This window comes from Pseudomonas sp. S2_E01 (genome assembly GCF_054668365.1).
Genome location: NZ_CP162762.1, coordinates 3,386,828 through 3,403,065 on the forward strand (window position 1 = coordinate 3,386,828; position 16,238 = coordinate 3,403,065).

Here is a 16,238-nt window from a genome sequence, read left to right on the forward strand (position 1 = left end):
CATGTGGCTGCGTAGCTATTCGACTTCGCTGTACCTGTTCCTCTACGCCCCGATCGCGTTGATCGTGTTGTTCAGCTTCAACGCCGGGCGCAGCGGCCTGGCGTTCCAATGCTGCTCGACGCAGTGGTTCGGCCGGGCGTTCGGCAACCCTTTCATCATGGAAGCGCTGGGCAACAGCGCCTTGATTGCGTTCACGTCTGCGGTGATCGCCACGCTGTTTGGCACCCTGGCGGTGTTCGGCCTGCAACGCGCCCATCCCAAGGTCCGCCTGCTGTTCGACGCCCTCACTTACTGCGCGATCATCGTGCCCGGCATCGTGATCGGCATTTCGACGCTGATCGCCTTCATCAGTCTGTTCGATCTGATCAACCCATTGCTGGCGAGTTGGATTCCGAGCCTGCCCCGCCTGAACATGGGGTTCTTCACGGTGATCGCCGCGCACTCGCTGTTCACCATGGCGCTGGTGATGGTGATCGTGCGAAGCCGCGTCGACTCACTGGACAAGGCGCTGCTGGAGGCGTCAGCCGACCTCTACGCACCACCCATGCACACCTTTTGGCGCGTAACCCTGCCGCAGATCGGTCCAGCGATCATGGCTGGTTTCCTGCTGGCCTTCACCTTCAGCTTCGACGATTTCATCATCGCGTTTTTCGTCGCGGGTTCCGAGACAACGTTGCCGATCTACATCTTTTCTTCGATCCGCCGCGGCGTGACTCCGGAAATCAATGCGGTGTCCACCGTCATCATCTGTGCGTCGCTGGCGCTGCTGTTCACTTCCCGCCACCTGCAAAACCGCCGTTCCGGCGCCCAGGAGTCTCACCATGCGTGATCAGCTTTACATCAACGGCGAGTGGGTCAGCCCGGACCTGGGCGGTTACCTGGACGTCATCGACCCGGCCACCGGCCAAGTGTTTCATCGCGTCGCGGCGGGCACCGAAGAGGACGTCGACCACGCCGTGCGCGCCGCAAGGCGAGCGTTCGACAATGGCTGGAGCCAGACGACCGGTGCCGAGCGCGCGCAGTGGCTGGAAGCGCTCGCCGAGGAACTGGAAAGCGGCCAACAGACTCTGGCCGAACTGGAGGTGCGGGACAACGGCAAACCCTTGCCCGAAGCGCAATGGGATATCGCCGATGCCATCGGCTGCTTTCGCTACTACGCGGGGCTCGCCCGTGAGCTGGATCAGCAGCAGGACCGACCCCTGGCGTTGCCCGACGCGCGCTTTCGCTGTCGCATCCGCCACGAACCGATTGGCGTGGCCGGGCAGATCATCCCCTGGAACTATCCGCTGCTGATGGCGGCCTGGAAAGTCGCACCAGCCCTCGCGGCCGGGGCGACGCTGGTGTTGAAACCATCTGAACTGACGCCGTTGACCGCGCTGGAGCTGGCGGCGGCAGCGGATCGCATCGGGCTGCCGGCCGGAGTGCTGAACGTGGTCAGTGGCCTCGGCGCCGATGCCGGCGGCCCGCTGACCGAGCACCCTGGCGTGGACAAACTGGCGTTCACCGGCAGCGTACCGACCGGGGCGAAGATCATGTCGGCGGCAGCGCGTGACATCAAGAACATCAGCCTGGAATTGGGCGGAAAATCCGCGTTTATCGTGTTCGACGACGCCGATGTCGAAGCGGCGGTGGAATGGATTCTGTTCGGCATTTTCTGGAACCAGGGTCAGGTGTGCAGCGCCACCTCGCGCCTGCTGGTGCAAGAAGGTATCGCACCGCGACTGATCGAACGACTGGTGGAGGAGACCCGCAAGATCACCATCGGCCAAGGCATGCAGCCCGGCGTGTTGCTGGGGCCGCTGGTCAGCCAGGGGCAGTACGACAAGGTCCTCGGTTACGTTGACCAGGGACTGGCCAGCGGCGCACGCCTGCTCACCGGCGGCCAGCGACCGGCGCATCTGCCCGAGGGGTATTTCATCGAGCCGGCGATCTTCGATGAGCCGGGGCACAACAGCATCCTGTGGCGCGAAGAAGTGTTCGGTCCGGTGTTGTGTGTCAAGCGATTCAAGACCGAAGAGCAGGCGCTGCAAATGGCCAACGCCAGCCGCTTCGGCCTGGCCGCGGCCGTCATGAGCGCCGACCTCGAGCGCAGCGCCCGGGTCGCCAACCAGCTGCGTGCCGGGATCGTCTGGGTCAACTGCTCACAGCCGACCTTCGTCGAGGCCCCGTGGGGCGGCATGAAACACAGCGGCATCGGCCGTGAGCTTGGTGAGTGGGGCTTGCACAATTACCTGGAGGTCAAGCAGGTGACCGAGTACATCAGCGACCAGCCGTGGGGGTGGTACCTGAAATAACCGCGGTTCAGCGAGCAGGCCCCCTGGGGGAGCGAGCCTGCCCGCGAAGAGGCCCTCACATCCAACATCATGGGGCCTGACCCACCGCCTTCCCGGGCAAGCCCGCTCCCACAGTGGGCGGTGCCCTGCTGACTCAGGGCTGATCGCGATAAAACACATCATCGGCATACGGATACCACCAGTCATGGATTTTCGGCTGGTGGTCGATGATGACCATTTTCGAGCGGCGGAACGCCTCGAGGCCCTGCCGTCCGAGTTCGCGCCCCAGTCCGGACATTTTCCAGCCGCCGAAAGGCAGTGCGTCGTTGTCGATCAGCGGGTTGTTGACCCAGACCATGCCGGCTTCAAGACGCTCGGCGGCCTCCATCGCTTCGGCCAGGTCCGTGGAAAAAAGTGATGCCCCGAGGCCGAATGGCGAATCATTGGCCAGGCGCACCGCCTCGTCGAAGTTTCCGACCCGGCAGATCGCCGCGACCGGGCCGAAGCATTCTTCCTGCAGGATCGCCATGTCCGACGTCACGCCGGTGAGGATGGTCGGTTCATAAAACCAGCCAACACTATGCTGCGGCGGCACCCGCCCGCCACACACAACCGTCGCGCCCTTGGCCACGGCATCGTCGACCAGGCGCATGACCTTGTTACGCGCCGCCTCGCTGACCATCGGCCCGATTTCCGTGTGCTCCAGGCCGTGGCCGATGCGCAGCGCTCGGGTGCGCTCGGCAAAGCGGGCGACGAATTCATCGTGGATCTCGTCGACCACATAGAAGCGTTCCGCCGAGGTGCAGATCTGCCCGCTCAAGTGGAACGCGGCGGTCACCGCCCCGGCGGCCGCGACTTCCAGCGGCGCATGCCGGGAGATGATCATCGGGTCGCTGCCACCGGCCTCGATCACGCAGGGTTTCATCTGCTCGGCGCACGCCACCGCCACCGCCTTGCCCGCCGCCACGCTGCCGGTGAAGGCCACCGCATGGGTGCCGCTGGATTTCACCAGCGCCTGAGCGGTGGTTGCATCCCCCGGCACACAGGACACCAGCCCCGGCGCCAGCGTGGTGAAATGCTCCATGAACTTGAGCGTGCACAGGGTGGTGGCTTCCGCCGGCTTGATGATGCAGGCATTGCCCGCCGCCAGCGAAGCCGCCACCGTCCAGCACATCAGCAGGATTGGAAAGTTGAACGGCATAATGTGCACGCTGACGCCGTAAGGCTCGTAACGCACATGCTGGAACGAGCCGATCTGCGTGGTGCCGGCGACCTTGCCGGCATCGTCCCGGGCCATTTCCGCGTAGTAGCGAAAGATCGGCGCGCAGTTGGCCAACTCGCCCATGGCCTCGGCGAAAGGCTTGCCCATTTCCAGGGTCATCAGCCGCGCCACTTCGCGGTTGCAGGCGGTGTTCTGTTCGAGGGCGTTAGCCAGTTGATGCAGGAGCGCAGCGCGGCTTTTCGCGTCGACCTGCCGCCATTGCCGTTGCGCGGCGTTGGCCGCATCGACAGCGGCCTGCACATCGGCGTCGCCGCACAGGCCGACCTGCCCGACGGGTTGCAAGGTGGCGGGGTCGAGCACTTCGCGCCCTCGCCCCTGGGTCAGCGGCAAGTATTGGCCATTGATGAAGCGCAATGCGGTGTCAGGACTAAAGGGGGTCATGGGCAGATCCTTGAACCATTCGATAAGGGGTTTGGCGCAATGCATCGAGCGTGGCCGGCGGCAGTTCATCGCGCCAGCCCGGAACATGGCCGTTGAGCCACGCGCGCAGCGGCCCGAAGGCCTCGGCGTCCAATGCACGAACGAACAGCTTGAGGGTGCGCGGCAGGTGGGCCAGGTAACCGTGCTTGCCATCGCGGCCGGCCAGGCGCACGAAAATCCCCAGCACCTTGGCGTGACGCTGGGCCGCCAGCCGGCGGTAATCTTCCAGGAAGCGCGGTGCGTCGATTTCCGGGCGCTGCATCAGGTAATGGGTCAGCAAGGCCACGCGCAGCGCTTCGGGAACGTCGCGGCGGGCGTCTTCGAGCAAGGACATCAGGTCGTAGGCCGCCGCGCCGAGCAACGCATCCTGAAAGTCCAGCAAGCCACAGGCCGCCACGCCCTGACGGCCTTCGAGCAGCATCAGGTTGTCCACGTGGTAGTCGCGCAGCACCAGCGTTTCACGGCGTTGCGCAACGTCGCGGCAGGCTTCGGCGAACAGCGCCAGGAACGCCTCGCGCCGCTCCCTCGCTGCCTCATGGCCGATCAACAACGGCGCGTACCAGTCGATGAACAACGCACATTCGTCACTCAGTTGCCCGGCGTCATACGGCGCCAGTGCCGTGGCGGGCTGCGCGCGATGCAACGCCACCAGGGCATCCACCGCCAACCGATACAACGCCCCTTCCGGGTGCCCGGCCGCCAACAGGCGGGTGTAGGTGTCGTGACCGAAATCCTCGATCAACGCCAACCCCGCTGCCTCGTCCACCAGGATCAGGTCCGGTGCGGACAGCCCCAGGTCGTGCAGATGCCGGGCCACCTGAACGAACGGACCGATGGGCTCGCTGTGCGGTGGCGAGTCCATCAGCAACAAGCCCTCGCCGCCCAGGCGGAAATAGCGCCGGGTCGACGCATCCGCCGGCAACGCCTCCAATCGCGCCGTGGCAAACCCGGCGCGCGCCAGGAAGGCGGCGCGCTGGTGTTCGCGCTCGGACGTTGTCACAGGTGTCTGGGTCATGGCGGTCACCGAATCATGTAGACCTTTTTCACTGTCTCATGGACGGTGCACACGCCCTTCCAGTCCTTGCGGAAAAACGCCGCGGTGTCGGGCTTGATCTCGATGACTTCACCGGACTCATGCACATAGGTGCAGCGGCCTTCGAGGAAGTGGCAGAACTCGTCGCTGGTGACGTGGCAGAACCATTTGCCTGGGGTGCAGATCCACACGCCGCACTCGGACTGGCCTTCCGGACCCTTGTGCAGGACAACGCCGCTGACCCGGGACTCGCCTTCGAGCATGGTGGGGATCACGCCCCAGTCTTTGACGTCGGTGATGTTCAGGGGGTTGTACAGGAATGGGGTGGTCATAAACATTCTCCAAAATGGGTGATATCCCCTGTAGGAGCGAGCTTGCTCGCGATGCGGTATCTCAGTGGTATCAGTGTTGGCTGACACACCGCCATCGCGGGCAAGCCCGCTCCTACAGGTCAGGGTGGGTTTCAAGCCAGCATGTAAACGTTGCGCAGGGTTGCCCGCACGTGGCATTCGCCGGTCCAGCCGGCCGGGAACAGCACCAGCGTGTGGGGGCGGATTTCGATCACCTCGCCGTTGTCGTGGCGGTACGTGGCATCGCCTTCCAGAAAATGGCACAGCTCGTCACGGGGAATCGACAGGCGCCAGCGCCCTGGCGTGCACACCCAGAGCCCGGTTTCGGGGCTGTTGTTGGGCCCCTTGAACAGCAGACGCCCGCTGGAATGCGAGACGCCTTCGACGGCGTCACTCTGTACGCCCCAGTCCACCAGGTCGGTGCGGGTGCTGACGGCTTCGAGGTACGGGGTAAACCCCGCCGTGGTGTGGGTATCAGGCATTGTTCAGGACCTTGTCGAGAATGGCCGCTGCATCGGCAGGGCCCTTGCGGGATTGCATCTGCGCGCTGGTGCGCTGCAAGCGTTGGCGCATGGCCTGGTCGTTGAGGCAGGCGTCGAGTTTTTCCGCCAGTTGCGCGTCGGTCCATTCGTAGCGATCGAGCTTGAAGCCGTGGCCGCTTTCCTCGGCGCGCATGGCGTTGTCGTGGCCGTCCCAGACGTAGGACATGACAATTGCCGGCTTACCGAAGAACAGGCATTCGGTGAAGCTGTTGTTGCCGCCGTGGTGGATCACCGCATCGACCTGGGCGATCACCGATGGTTGCGGGAACCAGTTGGAGATCTGCACGTTGTCGGGCAGGTCCGGGTATTCGTCCAGGTGCTCGCCAACGTTGAACAACGCACGGTAAGGCAACTGCCCAATGGCGCGGATCAGCCGTTGCAGCAGCTCGACGTCACCGGAGCCCAGGCTGCCGAAACTGACGTAGAGCAACGGTTTGTCGTTGTGAGCGGCAAACTGCGGAATCTCGTAGCTCGTATCGTTACGCACGCACCCTTGCAGGTAGTGGAAGCGCTCGGCCGACAACGGATGACGGCGCTCGAACTTGACGGCGTCCGGGTACAGCAACAGGTTCATGTACGGCGACGCTTCGAAGAAGGTACCCAGCGGATACGGTGCCTCGCCATGGGCTTGCAGGAACTGGTTGAAGTCGTCGTGGATCGGTCCGACCACCTCTTCGAAGCGCTGGCGAAATTGCGCATGGCCGGCCTTGTCGTCGACGCTCATGCCCGACAGGTGCGGCGGGATGTCCGGGTCTTCGATCTCGTTTTCCGAGCAGGAAATGATCCTCACCCACGGCTTGCCGTATTGCTTGATCGCGGGGAACAGGATCACGTTGTCGACGCAGATCAGGTCCGGCTTGACCTTGTCCAGCACGGCGGGCAATTCCTTCTGTGCCCACTTGGCGGTGTCGACGATGGCGGCCCAGCATTCCTTCACGTAGTTGTCGATCTGGTCCAGCGGCGTTTTGCGAAAGTTGGGAATGTGGCCGTTGATGAAGTCGACCCAATAACGCGCCATCTCTTCGGGCGGCATGGGCGCTGACATGTTGACCATGTGTTCTTCGAAACCATAGCCGGCATACACGCCGCTCATGCCCGGGTCGGTGAGGAACACCGCCTTGTGACCGAGGGCTTCGCACGCCTGGGCGATGCCCACTGAATTCAGGGCCGGGCCATAGGCGGCTTCGGGAAAGAACGCGATCACTTTCTGTTTCATCGAACAATGCTCCTGCCTGGTCTTTTTTAGGGTTCAGCGCGTCAAAACACGGGCATGGCGTGCCTGCCAGCCGAGCCGGACATGCATGCCCATCGCAAAATGGGCGAATTCGCATTGCGAGGACGGCACCCGCACGATCAGCGGCTTGTCGCTGAACGCGGTCTGCACATGCAGGTTGGTGTCGAGGCCGTGATAGGCGATCTCGACGATCTGGCCGCTGACCTGGTTGGCGCAGGTTTCGCCCTCCCCCAGCACCTGCAGGCGTTCTGGACGCACCACCACCGCCACCGATTGCCCCGGCACCAGCGGCGCATCGGTCTCGACATTGAGTTCCTGGCCGTTGACGCGCACGGTGTGCTGCCCGGACCGCACACCTTCGAACAGGTTGCTGACACCGATGAAGTTGGCGACGAAGCGGCTGTTGGGGTTCTCGTAGAGTTCGCTCGGGCTGCCGCACTGGCAAACCTTGCCGCCATCGAGTACCGCCATGCGGTCGGACATGACCAGGGCTTCTTCCTGGTCGTGGGTGACGATGATGAAGGTGATGCCACTTTCCAGTTGCAGGCGCTTGAGTTCCAGCTGCATCTTTTCCCGCAGCTTTTTGTCCAGTGCGCCCAGGGGCTCATCCAGCAGCAATACCCGTGGCCGCTTGACCAGCGCCCGCGCCAGGGCGACACGCTGGCGCTGCCCGCCGGAGAGCTGATCGGGCTTGCGTTCGGCCAGTTCAGCGAGCTGCGCGGTATTGAGCACTTCATCGACCCGGCGACGGATCTCGGATTGAGGCAGTCGCTCCATCTCCAGGCCGTAGGCGATGTTCTTGCGCACGGTCATGTTGGGAAACAGCGCGTAGGACTGGAACATCAGATTCAGCGGGCGCTTGTTGGCCGGCAGGGGCGAGATGTCCTTGCCATCCAGGTAGATGCAGCCGCCACTGGGGGTTTCAAAACCGGCGAGCATGCGCAGCAAGGTAGTCTTGCCGCAGCCCGACGGGCCCAACAGTGCGAAGAACTCGTTCTCGCGGATGTTCAGCGACACCTCGTCCACCGCCAGGCCGTTGCCATAGGACTTGCTGACCTTGTCCAGGATCAGTACCGCAGATGAATTATTCATGGGTGCGAGGGGCCTTGTTCAGACGCTGCGAAGCCAGCAGCGCGGTGATGCTGACCAGCATCACCAGCGTCGCCAGGGCATTGATTTCCGGGGTGACACCAAAACGGATCATGGCGTAGATCTGCATGGGCAAGGTGGTCGACGCCTGGCCGGAACCGGAGTTGAAAAACGCAATGATGAATTCGTCCACCGACAGCGTGAACGACAGCAACCCGCCGGCCAGCACGCCTGGAAAAATCGCCGGCAGCAGCACTCGGCGGAAGGTGGTGAAGGCGCTGGCGCCAAGATCGATCGAGGCTTCGAGGATCGAGTAGTCGAAGTGCTTGAGGCGCGTGCGCACCACCGCGCAGACGAAGGCGATGTTGAACACCGCGTGACTGATGATGATCGAGTGCAGGCCCAGGCCGACCTTGAGCAGGTTGAAGAAGCTCAGCAGCGCAATGGCCAGGACGATGTCGGGGATAATCATCGGCGCCATCAGCAAGGTGTCCACCACATGGCCCTTGTCGCTGCCCTTGCGGCGCAACTCGATGCCCAGCGCCAGCAAGGTGCCGAGCACGCAGGCGATGAAGGTCGCCGCCAACGCCACGATCAGGGTGTTGAGCGCCGCCGAAAGGATCGCCGAGTTGTGGGCCAGCGACACGTACCATTTCAGCGAGACGCCGCCCCAGGCGGTCGGCAGGCCGGACTTGTTGAACGACAACAGGATCAGCACCAGGATCGGCACGTACAGGAAGGCATACACCAGCCACAGGTGCGTATTGAGTGCGGTACCGCCCAGGGAACGCGACTGACTCATGCGCGGCCCCCTTCTGCACGGCGCGCCACCAGGGCCTGGACGAACAACAGGATCAGCATGATCGCGATCAGGAAGAAACTCAGCGCGGCACCGAACGGCCAGTCCCGCGCGGTGAGGAACTGCGCGTAGATCAGGTTACCGACCATCTGTACCTGCTTGCCGCCCAGCAGGTCGGCGGTAATGAAGTTGCCGATGCTGAGCACGAATACGAACACCGCACCGGCGGCGACACCCGGCACGCTCAGCGGCAGGATAATCCGGCGGAAGGTCATCCAGCCCGAGGCGCCCAGATCCCGGGAGGCGTCCCACAGCTCGTTGTTGATACGCGACAGCGAAGAGAAGATCGCCAGGATCACGAACGGGATGTAGTTGTAGACCAGGCCCAATACCACCGACGCTTCGGTGTACAGCATATTGATCGGGTCACCGCTGTAGCCGAACATCTGCAACAGGCGGTTGATCAGGCCTTCGCGGTTGAGCAGGACGATCCAGGCGTAGGTGCGGATCAGGTAGTTGCTCCAGAACGGCAGCATCACCAGGAACAGGAACACTGCCTGATGACGCCGTGGCGCACGGGCAATGGCGTACGCGGCGGGATAGCCGATCAGCACGGCGAACAGCGTCGCCAGCCCGGCGATTTTCGCCGACTTGAGCAGGATGCCCAGGTACAGCGGATCGAATGCGCGCTGGTAGTTTTCCCAGGTGAACAGCCAGTCGATGCCGCCGTAGGCTCCGCGCTCGACGAAGCTGTAGACCAGCACCAGCACGCAGGGCACCACCAGGAAGATCAGCAGCCAGCCGAAGCCGGGCGCAAGAAGCCAGGCCGACAGGCGCCTGTCAGCATGCAAAGCACTCATTACCCAATCCTTGCGCCCAGTCACACGGGCGGTTTGCGAGCGTGGCGAGGCATGCCCGGCATGCCTCGGGATCGATGTGGCTTAGTTCTGCGCCGCCATGATTTCGGTGACCGCCCGGGTGTAGGCTTTTTGCGTGGTGCCGCCCAGGTCCCGCAACTGCTCCATCTTCAGCAAGTCGTCGGGGGCGATGGTGAGGTTGGGGTACTGCTTGAGCAGGTCAGGCGACAAGCCGGCCATGGCGGCCTGGTTGGGGACTTTGTAGAGGATGTTTTCCGCGACCCAGGCGTGGTTTTCCTTGGCCAGCATGAAGTTGATGAACTGCAACGCCTGGTCCTGGTGCTTGGAGCTTTTCAGCACGACCATGGTGTCGACCCACAAGTCGGAGCCTTCCTTGGGCACCACGAACTTGATCGCGGCATTGGCCTGGGTGCCGTAGTTGCACCAGCCGTCCCAGGCATGCGCCATCAGCGATTCGCCGGACGCGAGCTTGGAGTAGAAGGTGGTGTCGTCAAAGGCGAGGATGCGTTTCTTGGTGGCGATCAACTGGTCACGCACGGCGGCGATCTGTTTCGGGTCGCTGTCGTTGACGGACCAGCCTTTGGCCAGGAACCCGGCGCCGAGCATCCAGCGGTCGGTCGCGAGCATGGTCACCTTGCCCTTGAGCGCATCGCTGGGATTGAGCAGTTCGTTCCAGCTCACCGGGGCCGGCGTGACCTTGTCGGAGCGGTAGCAGATGCCGGTAGTGCCCCAGGTGTACGGCACCGAGAAATGGTTGCCCGGGTCGTATTCCAGTTTCGAGGCTTGGGGGGAGAGGTTCTTCAGGTTGGGGACCTTGACCGGATCGATGTCCGCAAGCAGCCCCTGTTTGTGCAGGACTTCAGCGAATGGCGAGGAGACGAACACCACGTCATACCCTTCTCCGCCCGAGGCCATGAGCTTGCCCATGATCTCTTCGTTGGTCGCGTGCAAGGCCTTGTCGACCTCGACACCGCTGGCCGCCTTGAACTTGTCCAGCGCATCCGGGGCCATGTAACCGTCCCAGATGGAAATCACCATGTCTTTCGCAGTGGCCGCTTGTGCAGCGATCGCCAGGGAAACGCTCAATCCCAGACACATAAGGCCTTTCAGCTTTCTCATAATACTCACCCGACGATTGTTTATTTTTTGAATTCGAAGGCAGTACGGCAAAACCAGAGAAACGATTGCATGTGTTTTTTTTTAGAAATTAGGACCAGTATAAAAAGATGTCAATGGTTTTTTCTGGACTGACTGTCGAGCGGTGCATGACATAAGATGTGCACGTGAGTCCACAGCGACCAATAGAGATGAGACGCTTGAGCACAACAGCTGAAAAGAAACCTCGCACCAACCACCTGGAGCTGGCCCGGCGCATCCTCGAGCACACCCAGGAAAGCGGACTGGTGGCCGGCGACCCGGTGGCCGAGCAAGCCCTGGCGCGCACGTTTCAGGTGTCACGCACGCTGATCCGTGGCGCGCTCAATGTGCTGCTCGAGGAAAACCTGCTCAGCCACGAAGCCGGCAAGGGCTATCGCCTGCTCGCCACCCCAGCCGGTCAGGCGTTCAGCGCCGTATTGCCCCAGGCCGAGGAAGAAGAACTGGCCACTTCGGTGTTGCGCGATCGCATGGCCGGGCGCCTGGGTGACAGCATCAGCATCAGCGAACTGATGCGCCGCTATGGCATCGGCCGCCCAGCCGCGCAGAAAGCCCTGCAGCAACTCAGTGAAAACCAGGCCATCGAGCGCGGGCCGGGGCAGTCGTGGCTGTTCCGACCGTCGCTGAACAGCTTCGCCGCCCTTGAGGAAAGCCTCAAATTCCGGCTGATTCTCGAACCGGAAGCGCTGCTCAGCGCCAACTTCAACGCCGACCCGCAACGCCTGGCCTTGCTGCGCAGCGCCATGCAGAGCCTGCTGGCAAGCCCGGTCGAGCATTTCGATATCCAGCAGTTTCGCGAGCTGGACATCAGCTTCCACGAGCTGATCGGCCAGAGCTGCGGCAATCGCTTTGTCGCTGACGCACTTCTCCAGCATCAGAGCCTGCGGCGCCTGCCGAACCTGCTGCCGAGCGTTAGCGTGCACCGCTTGCAGGAGGCATTGCGCGAACATCTGCAGATCATTGCGCACATCGAACGCGGCCAACTGGAAATCGCCGCCGACCTGCTGCGCCTGCATCTGCGCCTGAGCGCCGCCCAGCGCCCGCAAACAGCCAATCGCGGGATCCCTCAGGGCCACGTGTTCGGACGTCGCTGAAGCGCTCAAAATACAGGATGATTTTTTTTATAAAATAAGACAGCATCCAGTTATCTCAGGCACGGCGGACTTTCCCCGCCACGGATTTTCTTGCCATGCACCCACAAAAACTGATCGCCCTGTTTCCGGAAGCCAGTTTCGGCGCGGCCCTGAACTGCATTGGTATCGCCCAGTCCTTGCGTGAGCTGGGGGCCAAACCGGTGTTTATCTGCTACGAACATTTCCAGGGGCTGTTTGCCGAATACGGATTCGACGAGTACCCGATTGCGCCGGTCAACCCACTGTCGGCGGCGGAACACCAGCACTACTGGGAGCGCTTCATCGAGCGCAATATCCCGTATTTCGACCAGACCCCACAGGCGCAGATCGACAGCTACGTGGCCCCGGCCTGGGAAGCGATCATCGACACCGCCATCGAAGCCGAGAAGCCGTTGCAGCAATTGCTCGGTCGTCTGAAGCCGGACGTGATCGTGCTCGATAATGTGGTCATGTTCCCCGCTATCGCCAACGCGGGTTGCCCGTGGGTGCGCATGGTCTCCTGCGCCGAAACCGAACTGCCGGATGCCGCCGTGCCGCCCTATCTGTCAGGCTGCCTGGCGGGCGACAACAAGGGGCGCGAGCGGTTTGCCGAGCATTATCGCCGCGCCGTCGCGCCGGCCCATGAGCGTTTTTCCGCGTTCCTGACGAACAACGGCACACCGCCCTGCCCGCCGGGCCAGTTTCTCGATGATTCGCCGTGGCTCAACCTGCTGCTGTCACCAACGTCCGTGCGGTATGCGCGAGACAAGGCCCTGGATCCGCAGCGGTATGTCTACCTCGACGGCTGCGTGCGGCGCGAGGCGCCCTACATCGTGCCGGACTTTCCTCGGCACAACGACGCGCCACTGATCTACTTGAGCTTCGGTAGCCTGGGGGCGGCCGACACCTCGATGATCAAGCGCCTGATCGGCACCATCGAACACCTGCCCTATCGCTTCTTGATCAACGTCGGCGCCTATCGCGACGAGTACGCCACGGTGCCGGACAACGTCTACCTGGACAGCTGGTTTGCACAACCGGCGGTGCTCAGGGAGTGCCAGTTGTTCATCCACCACGGGGGCAACAACAGCTTCTGCGAAGCGCTGTATTTCGGCTTGCCGTCGGTGATCATCCCCTACTGCTGGGACGGCCACGACAACGCCGCCCGCGCCGAAGAAGTGGGCGTGGGACGCTACCTGCCGCGCTTCGCCGATCCCCTGTCCGCCCTGCCGGCCGCCCTCGAACAACTGCTGGCCGATGCTTCAATGAAACAACGCCTGGCCACGATCAGCCAGACCATGCAAGCCACCCGCGGCACCGACATCGCGGCACGGGCGATCATGGCGCTGTAACCCCGGCCCCTCCGGTTTCCTGTAGGAGCGGGCTTGCCCGCGATGGCGCAGGGTCAGACACCATCGATGTTGAATGTGCCGACCTCATCGCGACGGTTCGACGCCTCGACAAGCTCGCTCCCACAGGGGTTGTGTATTGCCAGGCACAAATCATCCGAACCGCACAGTTCCACTGTAGGAGCGAGCTTGCTCGCGATGCACCCGAGGACGCCGCGGGGTGTCAGGCGCCCAGCGTCATCGTTAACGACCATCGCGAGCAAGCTCGCTCCTACAGGGGTTGTGTATTGCCAGGCACAAATCATCCGAACCGCACAGATCCACTGTAGGAGCGAGCATGCTCGCGATGCACCCGAGGACGCCGCGGGGTGTCAGGCGCCCAGCGTCATCGTTAACGACCATCGCGAGCAAGCTCGCTCCTACAGGGGGTGGGGATGGCCGGGTATCAGAATCGCCAACCCACCTCCTCCAGCGCCTTGGCCAACACCTCGACATCGGCATGGCTGCGCTCCTCGAACACCGGCATGTACGCCAACGGGTCGGCCAGGGTCGAGTCTGCAGCCAAAAACCCCTGGGCGGCGGCGTGCAGGCAGTAGGCGCTGTAGGCCGGGTTGTAGCCGCCTTCCTGGACGATCAGCAGGCGCCCTTCGCAGTGCGCGTCGGCGAAGTGGCGGGCCCGTTGGGCCAGACGGTTGAAACCCTTCATGGTCAGCAACTGACGGCCGTTCGGGTCGAACTGCGAGGCGTCCAGGCCATTGGCGATGATCAGCAATTGCGGGGCAAACGAGGCCAGCGCCGGCTCGACGAACCGTTCGAACGCCAGCGCGTAGGTCAGATCCCCGGAGCCCATGGGCAATGGGATGTTCAGGTTGCTGCCAACCCCATCACCGCTGCCGCGCTCCTCGACGCCGCCGGTCTGCGGATGGCTCGGCCCCCAGGCGCCGTGGTCCATGTGCAGCGACACGGTCAGCACCGTCGGATCCTGGTAGAACCCTTCCTGGGTGCCGTTGCCGTGATGCACGTCCCAATCGACGATGGCCACCCGCTCGATGCCCGCCGCCTGCGCGGCTCTCGCTGCCACCGCGACGTTGTTGAAAAAGCAGTACCCGTCCGCCATGGCCGGCGCCGCATGGTGCCCCGGCGGGCGCACCAGTGCCATGGCCGGACGCCGCTCGCGCAGGGTCTGCTCCAGCGCCGCCACGCTGGTGCCCGCCGCCGCCAGCAACCCGGCCAGGCCACCAGCGTTGATCAGCGTGGTGCTGCTGAATCGCCGCCCTTGCTGATCAGCCTGTTGAATGCTCTCACCATAGGCCTGGGTGTGAAAACGCAGGATCTCCGGCCAGGTTGCGTGCCGCCCCTCGTGCCAGACCAGGTTCCCGGCCACCGGTCCATTGCGCAGGATCGCGCGCATGTTGACCAGCCGTGGGCTGCTTTCCGGGTGCTGGCTCTGCGCATCCAAAAGTTCGCTGGGCGGCGCCTCGAACACCCCGTAGCCGGTGTCGTGGCGCAGCACATCGTCGTGCCAGAAAACGTCCATCAATGCAGGCATGTCGGCTTCCTCAGTCGATGACGGTCAGCTCAGGAGCAATCTCGGACAGGCTGCGCGAGCCATCCTTTTCACACAGCACGGTGTCACCCAGCTTGAGCCCAAAGCCTTCGGAGTACAGGGACAGGTTAGGCTCGATCGAGAACGACATGTTTGGCTGAAACACATGGTCGTCGGCCTCGTCGACCATCATCGCTTCCAGCCAGGTCGGCGGATAGGCCAGGCCCAGGCTGTAGCCGATGCGGTGCACGCGGGTGCGCGACAGGTCGATGCGGTCAAGGATCTTGTTGCACACCCGGTTGGCCTCACCCACCGGCGTGCCCGGCTTGGCCACGTCGATGGCAGCATTGAAAGCTTCGGTCAGCAGGGTCGAGACTTCCCGTACCCGCGCCGTCGGTTTGCCGATGACGGCGGTGCGCATCAGGATCGCGTGGTAACGGTTGCACACGCCGGCATGTTCGAGAATCACCACATCACCCGGACTGATGGTGATGCGGTGCGGCATGGCGTGGGTCATGGTGCTGCGCCGCCCGGTGGCACACATCGGACTGATCGCCGAATACTCGCTGCCGGCCTCGCCCAGCGCCTGGGAAACGATCCCGGAAATCTCCACTTCCGACATGCCCGGACGCAGCGCCTCGAACGCGGCGCGCATGCCGTAGTCGGCCATGCGTGCGGCGCTGCGCTGGTATTCGATTTCTTCGGCGGTCTTGATCAGGCGCTCTTCGGCGACCACCACCGAGGCATCCTCGAAATGCGCGTTGGGCATGTGCCGCAGCAGCGTGGTGTATTGCAGGGCGCTGAAGGTCGAGGCCTGCAATTCCAGGCCGATGCGACCCTGGCTCAGGCCCAGCCCTTCGAGCGAATCGGCGACGATGCGCAGCGGGTCCTGCTTGGCGATGTCGTAGAAGATCCCCTCTTCCAGACTCGACAACTCATAGGTGCACGGCTCTTCGCTGGTGCGGGTGAGGAAGATCGGGTTGACCAGTTTCGGCGAAATGATCAGCGCCTGGTACCAGAGGAAACCCAGGCTGTCGAAGCCCGTCAGGTAGTTGATGTTGTCCGGGTAGTTGATCACCATCGCGTCGAGGCCACGCTCGCTCATTCGGCGTTTGACCGCGTCGATACGTTGACGATAAGTGCGCAGCGGAAATGCAGTCATCATGAGGACTCCCT

At 63.1% G+C, this 16,238-nt stretch carries 15 protein-coding genes; 4 read left to right on the top strand and 11 right to left on the bottom strand.

Translation table 11 applies throughout. The features are described from left to right. The first annotated feature begins 1 nt into the window (after position 1). Together AB4O36_RS15490 and AB4O36_RS15495 are read left to right on the top strand one after the other, a co-directional pair. Entirely contained in the window at positions 2–829 is an 828-nt protein-coding gene (locus AB4O36_RS15490) for an ABC transporter permease (protein WP_460116502.1), read from the top strand. Beyond that, entirely contained in the window at positions 822–2,294 is a 1,473-nt protein-coding gene (locus AB4O36_RS15495; protein ID WP_460116503.1) for an aldehyde dehydrogenase family protein, read from the top strand. The genes AB4O36_RS15490 and AB4O36_RS15495 overlap by 8 nt, the downstream gene beginning before the upstream one ends. A 133-nt stretch (positions 2,295–2,427) precedes the next feature. On the opposite strand, the gene AB4O36_RS15500 is transcribed toward AB4O36_RS15495, so the two are convergent. From AB4O36_RS15500 to AB4O36_RS15540, 9 genes are all read right to left on the bottom strand, one after another. Then, positions 2,428–3,936: an aldehyde dehydrogenase family protein gene (locus AB4O36_RS15500; RefSeq protein ID WP_460116505.1), complete on the bottom strand. Its 1,509-nt coding sequence runs from the start codon at positions 3,934–3,936 to the stop codon at positions 2,428–2,430. Then, entirely contained in the window at positions 3,923–4,990 is a 1,068-nt protein-coding gene (locus tag AB4O36_RS15505; RefSeq protein ID WP_460139620.1) for an aminoglycoside phosphotransferase family protein, read from the bottom strand. The genes AB4O36_RS15500 and AB4O36_RS15505 overlap by 14 nt, the downstream gene beginning before the upstream one ends. A 5-nt stretch (positions 4,991–4,995) precedes the next feature. Further along, complete coding sequence (locus tag AB4O36_RS15510; RefSeq protein WP_368553905.1) at positions 4,996–5,340, bottom strand: cupin domain-containing protein; 345 nt, start codon at positions 5,338–5,340, stop codon at positions 4,996–4,998. A gap of 131 nt (positions 5,341–5,471) precedes the next feature. Then, positions 5,472–5,840, bottom strand: a complete 369-nt coding sequence (locus tag AB4O36_RS15515) for a cupin domain-containing protein (RefSeq protein WP_460116509.1) — start codon at positions 5,838–5,840, stop codon at positions 5,472–5,474. Beyond that, positions 5,833–7,116, bottom strand: a complete 1,284-nt coding sequence (locus tag AB4O36_RS15520; protein ID WP_460139621.1) for a nucleotide disphospho-sugar-binding domain-containing protein — start codon at positions 7,114–7,116, stop codon at positions 5,833–5,835. The genes AB4O36_RS15515 and AB4O36_RS15520 overlap by 8 nt, the downstream gene beginning before the upstream one ends. 33 nt (positions 7,117–7,149) lie before the next feature. Then, the gene (locus tag AB4O36_RS15525; RefSeq protein ID WP_460116512.1) at positions 7,150–8,226 is read right to left on the bottom strand and encodes an ABC transporter ATP-binding protein; all 1,077 of its coding nucleotides are present in this window, start codon (positions 8,224–8,226) and stop codon (positions 7,150–7,152) included. Next, complete coding sequence (locus tag AB4O36_RS15530) at positions 8,219–9,025, bottom strand: ABC transporter permease (protein WP_460116514.1); 807 nt, start codon at positions 9,023–9,025, stop codon at positions 8,219–8,221. Before AB4O36_RS15530 ends, AB4O36_RS15525 begins: the two co-directional genes overlap by 8 nt. Beyond that, positions 9,022–9,882, bottom strand: a complete 861-nt coding sequence (locus tag AB4O36_RS15535) for an ABC transporter permease (protein WP_460116515.1) — start codon at positions 9,880–9,882, stop codon at positions 9,022–9,024. The genes AB4O36_RS15530 and AB4O36_RS15535 overlap by 4 nt, the downstream gene beginning before the upstream one ends. An 81-nt stretch (positions 9,883–9,963) precedes the next feature. Continuing rightward, positions 9,964–11,019 carry a polyamine ABC transporter substrate-binding protein gene (locus AB4O36_RS15540; RefSeq protein WP_460139622.1) on the bottom strand — a complete coding sequence of 352 codons (1,056 nt, stop codon included), beginning with the start codon at positions 11,017–11,019 and terminating at the stop codon, positions 9,964–9,966. A 197-nt stretch (positions 11,020–11,216) separates the two neighbouring features. On the opposite strand from AB4O36_RS15540, the gene AB4O36_RS15545 reads away from it, so the two are divergent. Together AB4O36_RS15545 and AB4O36_RS15550 are read left to right on the top strand one after the other, a co-directional pair. Further along, positions 11,217–12,149 carry a GntR family transcriptional regulator gene (locus tag AB4O36_RS15545; RefSeq protein WP_460116519.1) on the top strand — a complete coding sequence of 311 codons (933 nt, stop codon included), beginning with the start codon at positions 11,217–11,219 and terminating at the stop codon, positions 12,147–12,149. A 95-nt stretch (positions 12,150–12,244) separates the two neighbouring features. Next, positions 12,245–13,519: a nucleotide disphospho-sugar-binding domain-containing protein gene (locus tag AB4O36_RS15550; RefSeq protein WP_460139623.1), complete on the top strand. Its 1,275-nt coding sequence runs from the start codon at positions 12,245–12,247 to the stop codon at positions 13,517–13,519. 442 nt (positions 13,520–13,961) lie between these two features. On the opposite strand, the gene AB4O36_RS15555 is transcribed toward AB4O36_RS15550, so the two are convergent. Together AB4O36_RS15555 and AB4O36_RS15560 are read right to left on the bottom strand one after the other, a co-directional pair. Next, positions 13,962–15,065: an arginase family protein gene (locus tag AB4O36_RS15555; protein WP_460139624.1), complete on the bottom strand. Its 1,104-nt coding sequence runs from the start codon at positions 15,063–15,065 to the stop codon at positions 13,962–13,964. A gap of 10 nt (positions 15,066–15,075) precedes the next feature. Continuing rightward, positions 15,076–16,227, bottom strand: coding sequence for a M24 family metallopeptidase (locus AB4O36_RS15560; RefSeq protein ID WP_460139625.1), 1,152 nt, complete (start codon positions 16,225–16,227; stop codon positions 15,076–15,078). Positions 16,228–16,238 lie beyond the last annotated feature (11 nt).